Here is a 16,789-nt window from a genome sequence, read left to right on the forward strand (position 1 = left end):
TGGGCGGTCAGTTCATGTCGCGCAGGGCGCGGTAGAGCGGGTCGTAGAGGGCTTGCACCAGCGATCGGTCGATCGTCGTCTGCGCCGACTCGGGGTCGAAATAGGGAGCGAGTTCGTGCAGCATGCTGGCGAGCAGGCTGGTCGCTGGGGTGTCGTCTCCGGTGAAGCCGGCCTCGCGGGGTGAGAAGGCTCCGTCGACGAAGTAGACGCGGGCGGCGACACCTCCGCGCACGAGTCGTCCAATGACCTGCCAGATGACCACGAGCTGATCCCAGGTAAAGGCCGACTTCTCATCGGGAGGCAGGCTGGTCCAGGACAGGCGACGGGTGAGGAAGCGGTGCCATTTGCGGGCGGCTTCGGCCCGAAAGCGCAGTCCGGCGTCGTCCGGGCTGCCGGCGGCCAGAGCGGTCTGGGTGAAGCGACGGCCTGGGCCGCGGACTTGGCGGACCGCCCAGTCGTTGATTGCCTGGGTGGCCAGGGAGATGTCGTCAGGGCGATGATGCGGGCGGGCGAGGAAGTAGACGCTGCCGATGGCGGCTTTACCGCCGGGAACCACGATGTTGTGCCCGCGCTCGACGGCCAGCAGCGGCGCGATCAGCAACTGCCCGCCGATGTCGGGGAACTTGGCCAGCTCGCCGCGGCGAAGGTGCAGCTGGCGGGTGTCGGCGGGCAGGTTGCTCCAGGAGTGGTCGAGGTCGGTGTCGTCGGATACCAGGACCGTGACGTTGCCGGTCCATTCCGGCAGGTTGTTGAGGTAGTGCCCGGCACGGTGTGCCTCGGCGTAGCTGCCGACCAGCAACAGGATCCTGCGGCGTTGTGGGTCGTCGATGTCGTCCAGTTCCTGCTGCAGCAGCGAGGTCGCGCCGGTCAGGCTGCGGTCAGGTACGGCCAGTTGGTGCAGCATCTGCTCGAGCTGAGCGGGACGCTGCCGAGGGTCGGTGCCGGACAGCCGCAGGGCGGTGGTGACGCCGGGTGGGTAGAGGAAGAGCTTGCGGAAATTGCTCTTCTTGATGGCGGCGACCTCGTGTTCGTGGGGCCGCAGCACGGCGTCAACCTGGGCGTGCAGGTGGTAGCGGCTGGAGGTGCCGGCCCAGCTGGTGGCCGACATCAACAGCACATGCGGGCCGGGCCGGTTGTCCACGGCAGGGATGTCGGCCAGCTCCAGCAGCAGCTCGCGGCCGACACCGTTGCAGCGAAAAAACCGCAGCTCACCGCTCTGATCGCCGTCCTCGTTGCGGTCGCCGGCCTGGAACTGAAAGCCCAGCACGTTACCCATGGGGGATTCGGGAACCACCGGCATGTAGTCCTTGGGCGGCCGGCGGGACAGCACGTTGGAGGTCGAGTCCAGGTTGAGGGCAGCTTCGACGCGAGGCCACAGAATGGTCATGCGGTCAAGACGATCGTGCAGGACCGCCAGCACGAGGGTGAATTCGAAGCGGTGCAGGTTGGCGTCAAGGTCACCGGCGACTGAGGCGTTGTTCGGGACCAGCTGGCGCAGCAACTTCTTCAGCCGCTCACGGCTGAACTCGCGAACGAATACCCCGCGGGGGGCGTGCAGCAACTCCGTCGCCATCGCCACGAGCGCGTTGACCAGGTCCGTGGTCGTATCCTCGGGACCACTCCCGCGCAACGGGGTCAGCGGCGAGTCGCGGAAACTGCCGAGAACGGTGTCGACACGCTGGAGCTCGGCCCGCTGGGAAGCAAGTTTGTCCTCGTCGGGGGCCACGACATTCTCGTCATCGTCGCGATTGCGCCTGCGCAGCTCGGGAAACCACTCATTGATCAGCCACTGGTGCAAGGTCATCGCGCTGAAGTAGTCCTGCGTGATCCATCGCCGCAGCGGCTCGTCGTTGATCAGCATCGAGTAGATCCGGTCGGTGGCCGTGATGACCGTGTTGAGCGCGTTGTTCCAATCGTCGATCTCGTCACTCGACAACTGCAGCCGGCCCTGCGCGGCCAGCTCGGTGAGCTTGTGCTTGCCGACCTCGTCGAGCCACGACTGCGCACCACGGGCCACCAGCGTCGCCGCCGGCGCGAACGCGGTGTCGAGCTGCATCTGTACCCGGTCGGCCTCGTCGACGATGATCAGGTCGCTGCGGCGGCAGGCCAGCTCCAGGTAGCGCATATTCTCGTCGTTGAGATGGTCGGGCACACGGCTGTGCACCAGCGATGCCGGCGTGGCGACCCAGATCTGCGCGTCGACCAGGTCGCGGGCGGCACTATGCCGCGGGCAAGCAGTCCACAACGGGCATCCGTGACGCTTCGGCCTGGCTGGCTTACGGCGACGCCGGAACCTCGTGCTGGCGGAGTCGGGATCGTCGTGCTCGATCTCGGCCTTCTCGACATCGTCAGCGTTGTACAAAGCGGTGCATGGCGCAGCGGTGATCGCCAGCGCCCGACGTGCCTCGAACCCCCGTAAGGCGTCGAGCGGGCAGGCGTTCGACAGGTGCGCGAAACCCGGGTTGTCATGATTCAGCATGCTTTGTCTGGCAGACTCGCTGCGCCGGTGCAACCGCTGAATGTTGCGTTCGAGGGTGGACTTTCCCAGGATCGGCGCGGCGTGCACGCCGAGGCGGCGAAATTGCTCGGTGATGGTCAGCACTTCGGCGACGTCACCCACGACGATCGTGGTCCGGCGTCGGTCGGCCGGGCGCTCGCGGGTGGCGAGCTGGAAGGCCAGAATGTCGCGAATCGTGGACTTGCCGGCGCCGACCATGCCCACCAGGTTCATCAGCCTGTCGATGCGCAGCCGGGGATGGGTCTGGAACGCCCCGGCGGCCTCGTCGCGCAGCAGCAACTCGACCCGCCGTAGACGCTTCTTCCAATCGTTGAGCTTGCGCGGCGTGCGGTTCTCTGCCAGATCCGCGGCGTTGGCGGCGACCTCCAGGGCGTCCATAGCATCAGCTGCGGCTTCCAGTTCGGTCATGGTGACGGTGATCGGCTCGCCTCTGCCTGCCGGCGCCGCCCCGATGTCATGCCCGATCCAGGGCTTGAGGCCGATCAGCTCGACGGGGATGTTCACGGAGTGGCGCTGGTCGCGGACGTAGAACAGCTGGTCTCCGGCGCCGGCGACGGGCAGCTCGCGCCGCTCCAGAGGAGGCGGCTGGGTCAGCAACCGTTCATAGATCTCCCTGCGGTCGTGCGCGCGCGTGGGCTCAAGCGCCTTGGGCAGATCGTCAATGGTCGCGAACGTGTAGCCGCGCAGCGTGATGTCGACATCGAGATACATGTGCAGCGAGTTGTGCCAGGTGTAGCGGCGGCTGCGGTCCCACAGGAAATGCCGGGCTCGCCGGATCATCAGCCGCGCTTCGCTGGTGCGTACGTCGCCGAACACTTCCTCATAGGGGTAGCCGCTGAGCAACGTCCAAATGTCGCGCACCGGCCGGGTCGGCATGACCCGCGTGCCGAGGTAGATTGCCAGCTCTACGTCGAGCAGGTCACCGATGCCGAACCCGGCAGGTGCCTTCCACGCGCCACGGAATTCGCCGGCGAGGTCGCCGTGCCAGCTACTGCGATCACGCATCGTCGCCTCCCGCAGAGCCGTTCTTACGCAGCCGGGTCAGGGTGGTTGTCAACATGCGGAGAAACGCCTTGTCGCTGAGCAGGGTCACCTGCTCCTTGACCTCCGGCGGGCAGAAATGCTCGAAGACGATCTTGTAGTCCTCGCGGTCGTCGAACCGGTACTGCGGCACCACCAGGAAGGCCCGGTTGTACGGCGGCTCCGGCCGGAACCGGGTGGCGCTGTGCCCGAGCAGGGCCGGGTTGGCGCGGTCTTTCACGTCGATGGCCCAAACCTGCCGGTTCGGTAGCGTGATCCTCAGGTCGTAGGCGTCGCAGCCCGGCCACATCTCCGGGACGAGGCCCTTGCCGATGAGCTTCTGTTCCAGCTCGACCTCGGCCAGCCCTGGGCCGGTGATGAACATACGCAGCGGCGCTCGCAGTAAATACAACCCGCCGGTCGAGCGATCGTCGATGAACTCTTTCGGGGTGGCGTGGGCTTCGCGGCGGCAGCGGTCCAGCTCGCACCGCCAGGACCGCCCATCGGGTTTGAGCAGGCAGTGGCAGCGTGCGCACGTAGCGAAGCGTCCGTCGGTGCCTCGGTAGGCGGCCGGGGCCGGCTCGTAGCACCGGTTCACCGTCTCCAAAACGGTGCCCAGCTCGGGATGCTCACCGATCAGCGTCGCCTTGTCGATACCGGTCAGGACCGGCTTGTCGATCAAAAGACGCCGGAACGCGGTGTAGGACTGTGGCGATCGTGCCGTCTCGCACTGTGCGAAGACCGTACGGATGATCTCGTTTTCGAAGAGCTCGGCCGCGGCATCGGGACCTGAGACCTCCCACTCGTAGCATCGCTGGGTGGGGACCCCGGTCTGCGCGTCGACCAGGTACTCGTCCAGGTTCTCGGCTTCCGCCGGCAGGTCAAACGGCCATTGCCCGATCGGCCTGGTCGCCGCCCAGCGCGCCATGCCTGCAACGCTGGCCGGCGGCTCCATCTCGCGCAGCAGGCATTGCAGGACCAGGTGGTTGTAGGCCTTCTGCACCTTGTCCGAGTAGATCGGGTCCGGGGACCTGTCGTGACGCGACAGGTCGACCAAAGCGGTCGCGACCATGCGCAGCAGCGTCACCCCGGTAAAGGTGGACAGATCAGGCGGGCTGTTCACGGTCAGAACCACGAGCGGTCTCCTGAGAGGACGGCGGCGGGTCCGTTCCCGCCGCGCTGGGACACCACCTACTTACCGGACAGGTACGACAGTTATCTCCTGGCACCGCGGCGAAGGTAATGTCTCCGCGCCACGGCTGCGCCATCTTCCGCAGGGCTGCGTACGCCTTATCGAGCTCCTGCGGATCTGACGGGTCGACCATGATGAGATCCGCTCCGGCCGGCCGGAGAATCTCCAGCTCCACTCGGGAACCGTCGACGGGTCCGCCGAGCAGGCCTCGCCCGAGGATGGCCGTCGCGAGTGCGACCTGCGGGAACTCTGTGAAGACATCCTCGCCACCACGCTGGCGGCGCCGGGTGGTCTTGGTCTCGCGCCACACCCAGGCGCCGTCGTCGCGGTAGACGAGGTCGGGCTTGGCGATCACCAGCGTCTGGGCAGCTGTGTCATGAAAGACGAAGGTCTCTTCGATCCTGAGGTCTGAGGTGCTCTCTTCAAGAGGGCACACGGACGGGTGATGCGTGAGCATCCGCATGCCGGCCTCGGCTGCATCAGCGTCGAGCTCCCAGCGCGGGTCGGGCCAGCTGATGTCACCTGGCATGTCCGCGTGCTGGCACGGTCCGCTTGCTTTCGCGTGCAGCGTCTCCAAATAGCTATGAACTGCCTGACCGATCCGGGCCGGAGTGGCGTACTCGTTGACCTTCGGCAGACGCAACGTCTGCAGGTAATGCTGGGCCGGGCAGTCGTTGTAATAGCGCAAGTCGGTGATCGACACCTGGCGCAGCTTCGCTCGCCGGTCCGACCGCAGTCCCAGCAGTCCCGGAGCTCGCATCACCTCGTCACAGGCCAGCACGAGACGGCATTTGAGACAATCGCCGCCTGGGCGGCGCGTCTGGCCATGAAGGACCTGAACCGCAGCGCGGCGTCCATGCTGCTCGTAAAGAGCGCCGGCATCCTCAATGGGTCCGTCGAACAGGACTCTTCTCAAACCTTCGGTGAGATCGATGTCGGCGACCACTACGCGAGACACCTCTTCGCGTGCCCGGACAAAGAACTTCTTCTCCCAATCATCCGGCCACGGCGCGGGACGGCCGTACGCGGCCGTGTAGGCCGCGACCGCCACCTCGGCCTCGCTGCGCTGTCGCTCTAGCATGTTCGCGAGGCGAATCAGCCGCAGTTCACGCACCGCACCGTCAGCCGAGCGGTAACGCCGGCCCCAAGCCCACAGCTCGCGAACACCCTGATCGACATGCTGGACCACCCACCAGCGGGCGACCGGCAGCATCGATGACTCTGCCTCACACATCGACAGGTAACTGCGTGCGGCATGCTTAATGAAGGTTGCTAGACCTTCGTGAAGCGGCTGCTTCGCAAATACCGAGTTCAGCGCCTCGTCAAGCGGTTGGCGGTTGAACTCCACAGCGTCCAATACGTCCATAACGAGCCGCACCGGGACCGGCGGCTTGTCCTGACGCGGCCAAGCGGAAGGCTTAAGTCCTGGTCTCGACTTAACCGCAAGGTGCATTGCGCACCTATGTTCTCCCCCAGTCAAGGCGCTCAAGGCCACACGCATGGGCGAGGTGCTACCGACGAGTTCAGGCGGCGCGGTCCAGGTCCTTGTAGACGGTGCGTCCTCGGGGGTTCGTTGACTGGGAACGAGGGGCGGGTTGCCGCGTTGTTCCAGGGGTAACGGCTTCCTGTCTGACATCGCGCTCCCATGACGAGGGTGTCCGCGCGGCTCGGCACCCGGAGGCGTGATCGCAAAGCATGAGCAATTGATAACGCGGGGCAGAAGCGCTAGCAGGCCAGATTATGCGAGTAGTCGACGTCGTGCGTCCGTATCGGCATGATCAGGCGCACCTCCAACTCGGCGGAAGCGGAGGCGGAGTGGTGCGTCATCCTGGACGGCACGCGTCATGCACATTCCCTGATCACCCCCGCGCCAGCAACGCGTACAGCCCTGTCTAACTCGTGAGCCCGATGTCAGCCATGCGATTGTCAAAAACCCGACCTGTTGGCTTCTATAGACGCTTGACTACGGCCAAGAGCCAGGTCTCCCGTGGGCTGGCGAAGCTGCGCGAGTCCCTCGGCGGCGAACACCTCAATCTCACCGGCAGGCCGATGGAGGAGTGGACAAATGCAGTTGCGTGAACTGGTGGACGCCGTGACCGGCGACGAGCCGCCGATGGGCCGTACCGTCGACGACATCGTCGCGGCCGGGCGGCGCGCCGAGCGGCGCCGCCGGAACCGGTTCGCGACAGCCGGCGCCGCGGGCCTCGTCGCGGTGGCGGTCGCCGCCGCGATCACGGTGCCGACCCTGGACGCGAGGCGCACCGCCTCGGCGCTGTCCGAGGCGCCGCGTCCGGGCGTCAGCCCCTGGCCGGACGCCTCGCCGTTCACCTTCACCTTCACCGGGTACGACGCCGGCACGCTGCACGTGCAGGACCCGATCGTCGTGTCGACCGCGTACCAGATCGCCCCCGTCTACTCCGACCGGCACACCTCGAACGACAAGCCCGTCAGCCAGGACGAGGCCGAGGCGTTCGAGCAGGAGAGGACGGCCGCCGGGGCGAAGCCGACTCTGTGGGCGTACCTGACCGTCTACCGGCCCGGCGCCTTCGATCCGGCCGCGGTCAAGGACGGTCGGAGCGTCACGGTGGCCGGGCGCAGGGCGGTGCAGGCGACGCTGCCGTTCGGCCTCGACCCGCGCAACCCGGTGGATCCGGGCAACAAGCTGTTCGCCTGGGAGTACGCCCACAACGCCTGGGCGGCCGTCACGTCGATCTCCGGCGACGCGGCGACGCCGAGCTTCGCGGACCTGAGCGGCCTGGTCGCGGGCCTGAAGCCGGCCGGGCCGACGCCGGCGCCGCTGCCGTTCACGGTGGGCTACCTGCCGCGGGGTTACGTGCCGCTCCAGGTGGGCACGCACGCCATGCCCGGCCTGAGCGGCATCGCCACCGCCCGCGCCGGTGACTACGGCGGCGCGACGTACACCAGGCCGCCCCTGCGCACCTCGGGCCTGACCGCGCCGTTCGACTCGGTCGAGGGCGGGATCAGGGACGGGTTCCACATCTTCGTCACGCCGAGCACCAGCTCCAACCAGTCACCGGAGCCCGGTGCGACGAAGTGCTACCCGGGGGCGGCCCGCGGAGGCGGGTTCTGCAACATCTGGAGCGCCGACGGCACTGTCGTCGTCCAGGTCAGCTCCGAGGGCGTCGGCGGCCGGCTGCCCCAGGCCGAGCTGCTGCGGATCGCCGAGGGGATCACCGTCGCCGACGACGTGCGGGACGAGTCGACCTGGACTCCCGCCCCGGACGCCCTGACGCCCTGACCGATCCCGGCGGCGGTGGGAGCGGCCCGACCGCTCCCACCGTCACCGCCTGATCTACAGGAACCGCCAGCGCTGGTGCGCGGCCCCGGTGTCGTCGGCGAGGACCGCCTGCGCACCCTGGGCGCCGGAGCCGCCGCTGAGCCCGAGCACCCGGCCCCCGTTCGCGCACTGGATGCGGAACCAGCCGCCTCCGCCGTGCCGCAGCCGCCACCTGTGGTCGGCGGTGCCGTTGTCGGCCCACTGGACGATCCGGGCGCCGGCCGCTGTCGAGCCGCCCTCGACGCCCAGCACCTTGCCGCTGTTGCCGTTGCGCAGCCGCAGGTAGCCGCCGGTGTCCACGAGCGCGGTCCAGAGGTGGTCGGCGGTGCCGGTGTCGCCCCACTGGACGACCAGCCCGCCGTCGGCGGTGGACATGTTCTGCACGCCGAGCACCAGCCCGCTGCCGAGGTTCTGGATCCGCCGCGCCCCGTTGGGCAGGAACCGCCACTGGTTGTCCAGGCTGCCGTTGTCCGGGTCCTGCACGGCGAACGCGCCCTGGGCGGTCGAACCGCCGGAGATGCCGAGCAGCTTGCCGGTGTGCACGTTGCGCAGCTTGTGGCTGCCGTCGCCCACGTCGACGACGGTCCAGAGGTGGTCGGCGGTCCCGTTGTCCGCCCACTGGAGGATCCGGGCGTTGTCAGCCGTGGACATGTTCTCCACGCCCAGCACCTTGCCGCTGTTGACGTTGCGCAGCCGCAGCGCCGACCCGTCGACCACCAGCTGCCAGTCGTGGTCGGCGGTGCCGGTGTCGCCCCACTGGAGCGCGAGCCCGCCGTCGGCTGTGGACATGTTCTGGATGCCGAGCACCAGGCCGCTCGCCGCGTTGGCGAGCCGGAAGCTCGCCTCCCCGCCGCCACCGCCCGCGCCGACCCGCCAGTAGACCGTGTAGTTGTGCCCGTGGGCGTCGTAGAACGGGCCGAGGTTGACGGTGGCGCCGTCGGCCCGGGCGGTGAACGCGAGGCTGCCGGCGCCGGTACGGGTGACCGAGGCGGGGTCCAGCGTCGGCAGGCCGCTCAACGTGGCGTTGCCGTAGTTGCCGGAGAGCACCACCGGCCCGTACGTGACGGCCTGCACAGCGGCGTCGTCGTTGGCCGCCACAGTGGTGACCCGCATCGGCAGCCGGACCGTGACCGTGTCGCCGGAGGTCCAGGCGCGGGTCAGGACGGCGTAGCTGCCCGGCGTGGCGGCGATGCCCGCCGCGACGCCGTTGACGCTGACGCTCGCCCCGCTGGTCCACGCCGGGATCCGGATCCGCATCGTCCACGACCCGGCCACCGAGCCGGTGACGGTGAGCGTCGTGGTGTCGCCGACCGGGTACGAGGTGGCCTGCGTGACGGTGATGCCGCGCTGGCTCCAGGTGAGCACCGAGGGGACGAACAGGTTGACGGTCAGCGTGGTGCCGTTGTGGAAGTAGATCGCGTCCGCCAGCGTCGTGTTGGTCTCCAGCCCGGTGCCCTGGCAGCACCAGAACGAGTTGTAGTCGGTGCTCCACGTGCCGCCGCCCCACGCCGGGCCGACACCGCGGCGCCCGCCCGGGTTGAGCGGGGTGAAGTACGTGACGTGGCCGTGCGCGTCGGCCGGGTTCTGCTGGCCGATCATGTGGTTGAGCAGCGCGCGCTCGTAGAAGTCGGCGTACGCGACCCGGTCCGGGTCGAGCTGCCAGAGTTCCCGGGTCAGCTTGAGCATGTTGTACGTGTTGCAGGCCTCGCACGTGTCGTTGCGCAGGTAGCCGGCGATCGCGTTGGGTGCCCGGAAGTGCTCGGCCTGGCTGTTGCCGCCGATGGCGTACGTGTGCGCGCCGACCGTGATGGCCCACGCGTTCGCGGCGATGTCCCGGTAGCGGGTGACGCCGGTGGCCTTGTACTCCCGGGCCGCGCCGATCCACTTGGGCACCTGCGTGTTGGCGTGCAGCCCGTTGAGCTGGTCGGAGTTGGCGGCGAGCGGGTTGAACACGGCGGCGTGGTCGAACCGCTGCGCGACAGTCAGCCACCGCCCGTCACCGGTCTGCTGGTAGAGGTCGGTCAGCACCGCGTTCATGCCGCCGAACTCGGTGCCGAGCATGGCCTGCATCTGGGCCGAGGTGAGCCGGCCGGTGCGCTGGTCGACCCACCCGGCCAGCGCCAGCAGCACGTCCCGGGCCTGGGTGCTGCCGATCAGCCGCCACACGTCCAGCAGCCCGGCGAGCGTCTTGTGGATGCAGTAGTAGGGCACGTTGCCGTTGCTGAGCGTCCGCGCCTCCAGCGCGGTGAAGTCGGACTCCGGGAAGCCGGACAGGTACCCGGCGCTGAACCCGGCCGCGCCGTTGTTGGCCTGGCAGCGGGCCAGTTCGGCGACCATGGTGAGTGCCTTGTCCCGGCAGGTGGTGTCGCCGAGCACCGCCCACGCCTGTGCCCAGGCGGTCAGGAAGTGCCCCTGCATGTGGGTGCGGAACGGGAAGTTGGGCGCGTCCCAGCCGCCGTTGGCGGCGGCGCCGCCGGTGGACAGGCGGTGGTTGGCCCGGAAGTTGTAGAGCAGCCGGTTCACGTCGACGAAGCGCAGGTAAGCGACCGTACGGTTCTGGTTGTCCTGCCAGCGGCCGGCGGTCAGCCGTACCTGGCCGGGATCGAACGCGTACGCGGACACGCCGATGTCGGGGCGGGCCGGTGGCAGCGCGGCGTGTGCCGTACCGCCTGCGGAGACGGACCCGGCGGCGGCGCCGGCGGTGGCCGCGACGGCTGTCGCGGCGGTCGTACGCAGGAGGAATCGGCGGTTCACCAGGGGAGCGGGCATGGCGGCCTCCGTGGCGGGGGACGGTGGTGGTGGGGGACGGTGGTGGTGGGGGCGGTTACGCGGTGACCCGGAACGTGGCGTCCTGCCTGTCGATCGCGGGGGAGCCGGCGCCGAGCGGGTCGATGCGCAGCCGGTAGTCGTAGTGCCGCAGGTAGCGGGTGGGGAAGTTGTGCGAGCGGAACGACGACCAGGTGCTGTCCGCCAGGCCGGCGGTGCGGTGGAAGGTGGCGTCGGCGCGGAACGTGGCGGTGCCGTCGTTCGGGTCCAGCCGGACCGCGTAGTCGTAGTGCCGCAGGTAGTTGCCGGGGTAGTTGACCGACTCGAACGAGACGGCGGCGGAGTCGGCCAGGCCGGGGACCATGCGCCACATCTGGTCCTGGTAGGGGTCGAACGGGTACGCGTCGACGCGGGCGATCCGGTCGGCGTGCCGGACGTAGCGGTCGGGCAGGTTCGACGACTTGAGCCGCACCCAGTTCGGCGTGCCCCAGCGGTTGACCATCCCGGCGTACTCGGCGTCGCTGATGCCGACCATCGAGCCGTGCTTGGAGTTCAGCGGTGGGGTGTAGTCGCGCTGGTTCAGCGGCGTCCACGAGTTGCCCGCGATGGTGGTCGTGGACCAGGCGTAGTAGTCGTTGTTGACGGGGCTGAACGAGTCGCCCCACAGCCGCCAGCCGCCCTCGTTCGTGCGCAGCAGCAGCGGCGCCTCGATCGCGTTGCCCTGCCGCAGCCCGCCGGTGTACGTGGTGAAGCTGTTCGGCGCGCCGGTGGCGGACCGGGCGCCGTACAGGTACCCGTCGTCGAGGTTCTTGTAGTAGAGGTACGTGGTGCCGCCGTCGACCACCACGTCGCCGTCGAGCACGCCGAAGCCCGGGCTGAAGTAGACCTGCGGTGCGCTGACGGTGCGGAAGTCGCTCGTGTAGTTGACGAACAGCACGTCCCGGCCGTTGTTGGCGGAGTAGACGATGGCGTACTGGCCGCGGGCGGCGTCCCAGAACGCGGTCGGCGCCCACGTGTGGGTGTCCAGCGTGTGCATCCGGATGCGCCGGTAACCGGTGAACGCGGTCAGGTCGGTGGAGTCCCACACGTGCAGGTACTGGCTGGTCAGCCCCCAGTTGGTGCCCTTGAGGTCGGTGGCGAGCACCACGAACGTGCCGTCGGTCCTGCGCAGCACGAACGGGTCGCGCAGGCCGAGTTGCCCGGCGGTCGGGGTGACGACCGGGTTGTTCTGGTTCAGCGGGGTCCAGTTGAGGCCGTCCCGGCTGACGGCCAGGTGCAGGCCGTAGTCGGCGCCGAGACCGTTCGGCGTCTCGGTGAAGTAGGCCATGGCGTAGGCCGTGTTCGGCGCGGCGAGCGCGCCGCGGGGCAGGCTGAGCGCGCCGGAGGCGGCTGCAGCGGTGGACAGGGCACCGAGGGTGAACGCGCGTCGGGTCAGGGGCACGAGGGGCCCTCCTCTGCGGTGGGGATGACGTCCGCGTTAGCGCTAACAATCTCCCCTAGCCTGGCGTTCACATAGTCGTCTGTCAATCGAGTGGTGACGTTAACGCGCTCAGCCGCGGACCTCCCGCGACGACACCAGTCGTACCAGCCGGGGGAGTGGTCGCCGGGCGAACGCCGCAGGGCGGGCCGATCGTCGTCCCGGCCCGCCCCGCCCGGCTTCCCGGCGCCGCCCGCACGGCGGCGGGTCAGCGGTTGCGGTAGTGGTTCACTGCCAGCGCCGCGCCGGACGCGAGCGCCAGCGCGCCGAAGGCCGAACCGGCCCACGGGTTGCCCAGGACGCTCGACAGCGTCACGTTCGCCGCCACGCTGACGACGAGCACCAGCCAGAGCAGCGGGCGCATCCGGGTGACGGGCGTCGTCGCGGCGGTGTTCTCGGCGGTACGGTCCAGGTCGTTCACGGCTGCCTCCTCGGGTGACGTCCTTGCACCTCGACGCTAGGCGCGCGGCCGTCCGGGAACGATCCCGCCAGCACGACGACCGGGGTACAGCAGGCTGTACTTTCCGCGCCCGGACCTGACGGACGGCGACAGCGGTGACCTATCGTGGCGGCCGGGGGTGGGCCGGGGATGGAGTACGTACGCAGGCGGTTCCGCGCCGCGGTGGACGCGCTGGAGCACCTCGTCGGCGGGCTCGGCACTGCCGTGCTGGCGCTCGGCGCGCTGTTCGGGGCCGTCGTCGTGGCGGCGGCCTGCGTCGGCGGGTTCGGACTGCTGCTCGTACCCGGGATGCTGCGGGCGGTGCGGTCGGTGGCCGACCGCGAGCGTGCCCGGCTGTCCCGGTGGGGGCCGCCGATCCCGTCGCCCGGCCCGGTGCCGGCCGGGGTGCGCCCGGCGCTGCGCGACCCGGTCGTCCGGCGGGAACTGCGCTGGGTGGCCACCCACGGAACGCTCGGCTTCGGCGCCGGGCTGATCGCGCTCGCGCTGCCGATCTACGCCGTGCAGGACATGACGTTCCCGCTGTGGTACCGGCTGGTGCCGCCGGACGCCGGTGCGCCGGGGATCGGCTGGTGGCGCGTCGACGGGCTCGGCGACGCGCTCACTGTCGGCGTGCTCGGCATCGGGTGGCTGGTGCTCGCGGTCGCGACCGGGCCGGCCCTGGCGCGGATCCAGGCCCGGCCGGGCCGCCGGCTGCTGCCCCCGCCGCCCGGGTTCGACCTGTCGCTGCGGGTCGCCGAACTGACCGCCACCCGGGCCGCCGCGCTCGACGCCCACGCGGTGGAGCTGCGCCGGATCGAACGCTCGCTGCACGACGGCACGCAGAACCGGCTGGTCGCGGTGAACGTGCTGCTCGGCGCCGCGCGGCGGGCGGTACGCCGTGACCCGGCCCGCGCCGACGAGATCCTGGAACGCGCGCAGAACGCGGCCGAGCAGGCGCTCGGTGAGCTGCGTACGGTGGTGCGCGGCATCCTGCCGCCGGTGCTCGGCGACCGGGGCCTGGCCGGGGCGCTCGACGGACTCGCCGCGGAGTGCGCGGTGCCGTGCCGCCTGTCGGTGGACGTCGACGTGCGCTGCGCGGCGTCGGTCGAGGCCACCGCGTACTTCGTGGTGGCCGAGGCGTTGACGAACGTGGTCCGGCACAGCGGCGCGAGCGCGGTGGAGGTCGCCGTGCGCCGGGAGGGGAACCGGCTGCTCGTCACAGTCACCGACGACGGGCGCGGGGACGCCGACGAGACGCGTGGCTCCGGGCTGACCGGCATCCGCCGCCGGGTCGAGGCGTACGACGGGCGGATGACGCTGACGAGTCCACCGGGAGGACCGACGAGGATGCACGTGGAGCTGCCATGCGGATCGTGATCGCCGAGGACGACGCGCTGCTGCGCGAAGGGCTGGCGCTGCTGCTGCGCGCCGAGGACCTGGACGTGGTGGCCACCGCCGGCACGCCGGGGGAGTTCCTGGCCGCCGTGGACGAGCACCGGCCGGACGTGGCGATCGTCGACGTGCGGATGCCGCCCACGCACACCGACGAGGGGATCGTCGCCGCGGTCGAGGCCCGCCGCCGCCTGCCGGGCCTCGCGGTGCTGGTCCTGTCCGCGTACGTCGAGCAGGCGTTCGCCACCGAGCTGTTCTCGGTCGGCGCCTCCGGGCTCGGCTACCTGCTCAAGGAGCGGGTGGGCCGGGTCGAGGAGTTCCTCGCCGCGCTGCACCGCGTCGCGGCCGGCGGCAGCGTGATCGACCCCGAGGTGGTCGGGCAGTTGCTCGCCCGCAACCGGCGGCCGGACACCGCGCTGGCCGAGCTGTCGCCGCGCGAGCACGAGGTGCTGGCGCTGATGGCCGAGGGGCTGGGCAACGGCGCGATCGCGGAACGGCTGTTCGTCACCGACGGCGCGGTGCACAAGCACATCCGCAGCATCTTCGCGAAGCTGAGCCTGCCGCCTGACGACCGCGCCGACCGCCGGGTCACCGCCGTGCTGCGCTATCTCGACGGCCGGCGGTAGACGCACGCACGTCCGCGCGCCGCCTCGCGGGAGGCGGCGCGCGTGCGGTGTCGAGGCGGATCAGCGGCGGGTGCCGCAAAGGGCCGCGTCGACGGTGCTGGTGACCGCCTCCAGCATCTCCATGCTCGTCGGCAGCCCGGTCACCGCGACCACCGCGCTGCGCCCGTCCGTGGTGGACAGGTTGCGGGTCTGGAAGCCCTGGATGTCACCGCCGTGCCCCCAGGCGTGACCGCCGCAGGGCAGCTCGTGCCGGGCGATGCCCAGGCCGTACTCCCAGACGCCGCTGGGCTCGAAGTCGGGCGCCGGCACGGTACGCGTCAGGGCGGCCTGCTGGGCCGGCTCGAGCAGCCGGCCCGCCAGCAGCGCCTCGAAGAACGTGCGCAGGTCCGACGGCGTCGAGACGAGCTGGCCGGCGGCCCAGCCCAGCGACGGGTCCATCCGGGTCACGTCGACCCACGGCGCGCCGGGCTCCACCGCCACGTATCCGCGCGGCAGCCGGCCGGGCAGGTCCTGCTCGCCGGTCTGCGGCCAGTACGTGTCGCGCAGCCGCAGCGGCTCGATGATCCGCCGGGTGATCTCCTCGCCGACCGGGCGCTGGGTGACCCGCTCGACGATCAGTCCGGCGAGGACGAAGTTGGTGTTGCTGTACTCCCACTTCTCGCCCGGCGGGAAGTGCCGCGACTGGGTGAGTGCCTCGTCCAGCAGCCGGCGCGGGTCGAAGTAGTCGCTGCGCCGGTCCACGAGGTCCTGCGCCTTGCCGAACACCACGTCGTCGTAGTCGGGCAGGCCGCTGGTCTGCTGGAGCAGCTGGCGTACGGTGATCCGCCGCCCGTCGTTGCCGTTGGCGCGCACCAAGCCGGGCAGGTAGCGCTCGACGCTTGCGTCCAGGTCGATCCGGCCCTCGCCGACGAGCTGGAGGACGACCACCGCGGTGAACGTCTTGGTGTTGCTGCCGACGCGCACCCGGGCGTCGCGGGGGATCCCGGCGCCGGTGCGCAGGTCACCGACCCCGGCGGTGTAGTCGCGCACCCGGCCGTCGCGGCGTACGGAGGCCAGCGCCCCGGGGAAGCCGTGCTCGGCGACCAGGCCGTCCAGTCGCTGCTGGACGGCGTCGGCGGCCGGACGCCGGGCGTCGGTGGTGGTGGCGGACGCGGCGGGCACACCCAGCGCGGTGACGGTGAGCAAGGCCGCGGCGCCGACGGCCACCGGGAAGGTACGGCGGGTCATGGGAACTCCTCGACGGAGGTGAACGGGTACGACCTCAAGCCTCGGTGAACCAGGCACCGCGCTCCATACCGCCAGCTGCCGAACCGGGGTAGCGCTGGCACTACTTGATGGCGCCGGTGCCGCCGGTTAGGCTCCGCCCAGCGTCGCGTGCCGGTGGCAGACCGTGTCAGGCATGGAGGCGCCGGATCGAAGGGAGCACGACGATGACACTCGTCGTCCCTTCGCCCTCGCCTCATGGCTGAGGGCGAACAGACCAGGCTGGTGGCCTGGAGCCGCGAGATGCGCGCCGTTCACGAGCGGCTGCGCGAAGCGCTGGCGGTGACCCGGCGGGCGCTCGCCGACGGCGAGCCGGCCCGCCCGGCGACACGTGAGCTGCTGTTGTTCTGCCACGGGTTCTGCGCGGCGCTGACCGCGCATCACGAGGGCGAGGACCACAGCCTCTTCCCGGCGATCGCAGCGCGGCATCCGGAGCTGCGCGGCACGCTGGACCGGCTGCGGCAGGACCACTCGATGATCGGGTACCTGCTGACCGGGCTGAGCGCGGCGGTGGCCCGCGACGCCCCGCCCGGAGAACTGGCCCGGCACCTGGAGGGCGTGGCGGCGATCATGGAGTCGCACTTCCGGTACGAGGAACGGCAACTGCTCACCGTGCTGGAGACGCTCTCGCTGGACGCCGACCCGGGCGACGTGTTCGGGCCGTTGTGACCGCTGTCGCGGGCCCGCGGGGGGCGCCCCCCCCCGCCCCCCCCCCGCCCCCGCACGGCACGCCCCCCCGGGGGGCACCCACCCCCGGGGGCCCCCGCCCCCCCCCCCCCGGGTACGCGCGCACCAGGC

At 70.3% G+C, this 16,789-nt stretch carries 11 protein-coding genes; 4 read left to right on the forward strand and 7 right to left on the reverse strand.

What is annotated here, in order from left to right:
- Window positions 1-7: 7 nt before the first annotated feature.
- Genes FB455_RS03985 through FB455_RS03995 form a run of 3 tightly spaced genes read right to left on the reverse strand, consistent with a single transcriptional unit; the run spans window position 8 to window position 6,096 of the window.
- Entirely contained in the window at window positions 8-3,523 is a 3,516-nt protein-coding gene (locus tag FB455_RS03985; RefSeq protein WP_013285726.1) for a pPIWI_RE_Z domain-containing protein, read from the reverse strand.
- A complete protein-coding gene (locus FB455_RS03990; RefSeq protein ID WP_013285727.1) occupies window positions 3,516-4,673 on the reverse strand; it encodes a pPIWI_RE_Y domain-containing protein in 1,158 nt (385 codons plus the stop codon). Before FB455_RS03990 ends, FB455_RS03985 begins: the two co-directional genes overlap by 8 nt.
- The gene (locus tag FB455_RS03995) at window positions 4,645-6,096 is read right to left on the reverse strand and encodes a PD-(D/E)XK nuclease family protein (protein ID WP_244879756.1); all 1,452 of its coding nucleotides are present in this window, start codon (window positions 6,094-6,096) and stop codon (window positions 4,645-4,647) included. Before FB455_RS03995 ends, FB455_RS03990 begins: the two co-directional genes overlap by 29 nt.
- 699 nt (window positions 6,097-6,795) lie before the next feature.
- On the opposite strand from FB455_RS03995, the gene FB455_RS04005 reads away from it, so the two are divergent.
- Window positions 6,796-7,989, forward strand: coding sequence for a hypothetical protein (locus FB455_RS04005; protein ID WP_013285730.1), 1,194 nt, complete (start codon window positions 6,796-6,798; stop codon window positions 7,987-7,989).
- A gap of 54 nt (window positions 7,990-8,043) precedes the next feature.
- Here the strand turns inward: FB455_RS04005 and FB455_RS04010 are convergent, their stop codons facing one another.
- The 3 genes from FB455_RS04010 to FB455_RS04020 all read right to left on the reverse strand — a co-directional run bounded on the left by FB455_RS04010 (window position 8,044) and on the right by FB455_RS04020 (window position 12,692).
- Window positions 8,044-10,797 carry a beta-L-arabinofuranosidase domain-containing protein gene (locus FB455_RS04010; RefSeq protein WP_013285731.1) on the reverse strand — a complete coding sequence of 918 codons (2,754 nt, stop codon included), beginning with the start codon at window positions 10,795-10,797 and terminating at the stop codon, window positions 8,044-8,046.
- A gap of 55 nt (window positions 10,798-10,852) precedes the next feature.
- Window positions 10,853-12,235, reverse strand: a complete 1,383-nt coding sequence (locus FB455_RS04015; protein ID WP_013285732.1) for a glycoside hydrolase family 43 protein — start codon at window positions 12,233-12,235, stop codon at window positions 10,853-10,855.
- 244 nt (window positions 12,236-12,479) lie between these two features.
- Window positions 12,480-12,692, reverse strand: a complete 213-nt coding sequence (locus FB455_RS04020) for a hypothetical protein (RefSeq protein WP_013285733.1) — start codon at window positions 12,690-12,692, stop codon at window positions 12,480-12,482.
- Between the two features lie 168 nt (window positions 12,693-12,860).
- On the opposite strand from FB455_RS04020, the gene FB455_RS04025 reads away from it, so the two are divergent.
- Both FB455_RS04025 and FB455_RS04030 read left to right on the forward strand, forming a co-directional pair.
- On the forward strand, window positions 12,861-14,087 hold the full coding sequence (locus FB455_RS04025) for a sensor histidine kinase (protein WP_013285734.1): 1,227 nt from the start codon (window positions 12,861-12,863) through the stop codon (window positions 14,085-14,087).
- Complete coding sequence (locus FB455_RS04030) at window positions 14,075-14,728, forward strand: response regulator transcription factor (protein WP_030268785.1); 654 nt, start codon at window positions 14,075-14,077, stop codon at window positions 14,726-14,728. Before FB455_RS04025 ends, FB455_RS04030 begins: the two co-directional genes overlap by 13 nt.
- 60 nt (window positions 14,729-14,788) lie before the next feature.
- On the opposite strand, the gene FB455_RS04035 is transcribed toward FB455_RS04030, so the two are convergent.
- Window positions 14,789-15,955 (reverse strand): serine hydrolase domain-containing protein, encoded by a 1,167-nt coding sequence (locus FB455_RS04035; protein ID WP_013285736.1) that lies wholly within the window; start codon window positions 15,953-15,955, stop codon window positions 14,789-14,791.
- A gap of 234 nt (window positions 15,956-16,189) precedes the next feature.
- Between FB455_RS04035 and FB455_RS04040 the strand changes: the two genes are divergently transcribed.
- On the forward strand, window positions 16,190-16,660 hold the full coding sequence (locus FB455_RS04040) for a hemerythrin domain-containing protein (protein WP_013285737.1): 471 nt from the start codon (window positions 16,190-16,192) through the stop codon (window positions 16,658-16,660).
- The last annotated feature ends 129 nt before the right edge of the window (window positions 16,661-16,789 follow it).

The organism is Micromonospora sp. CNZ296, assembly GCF_007827635.1.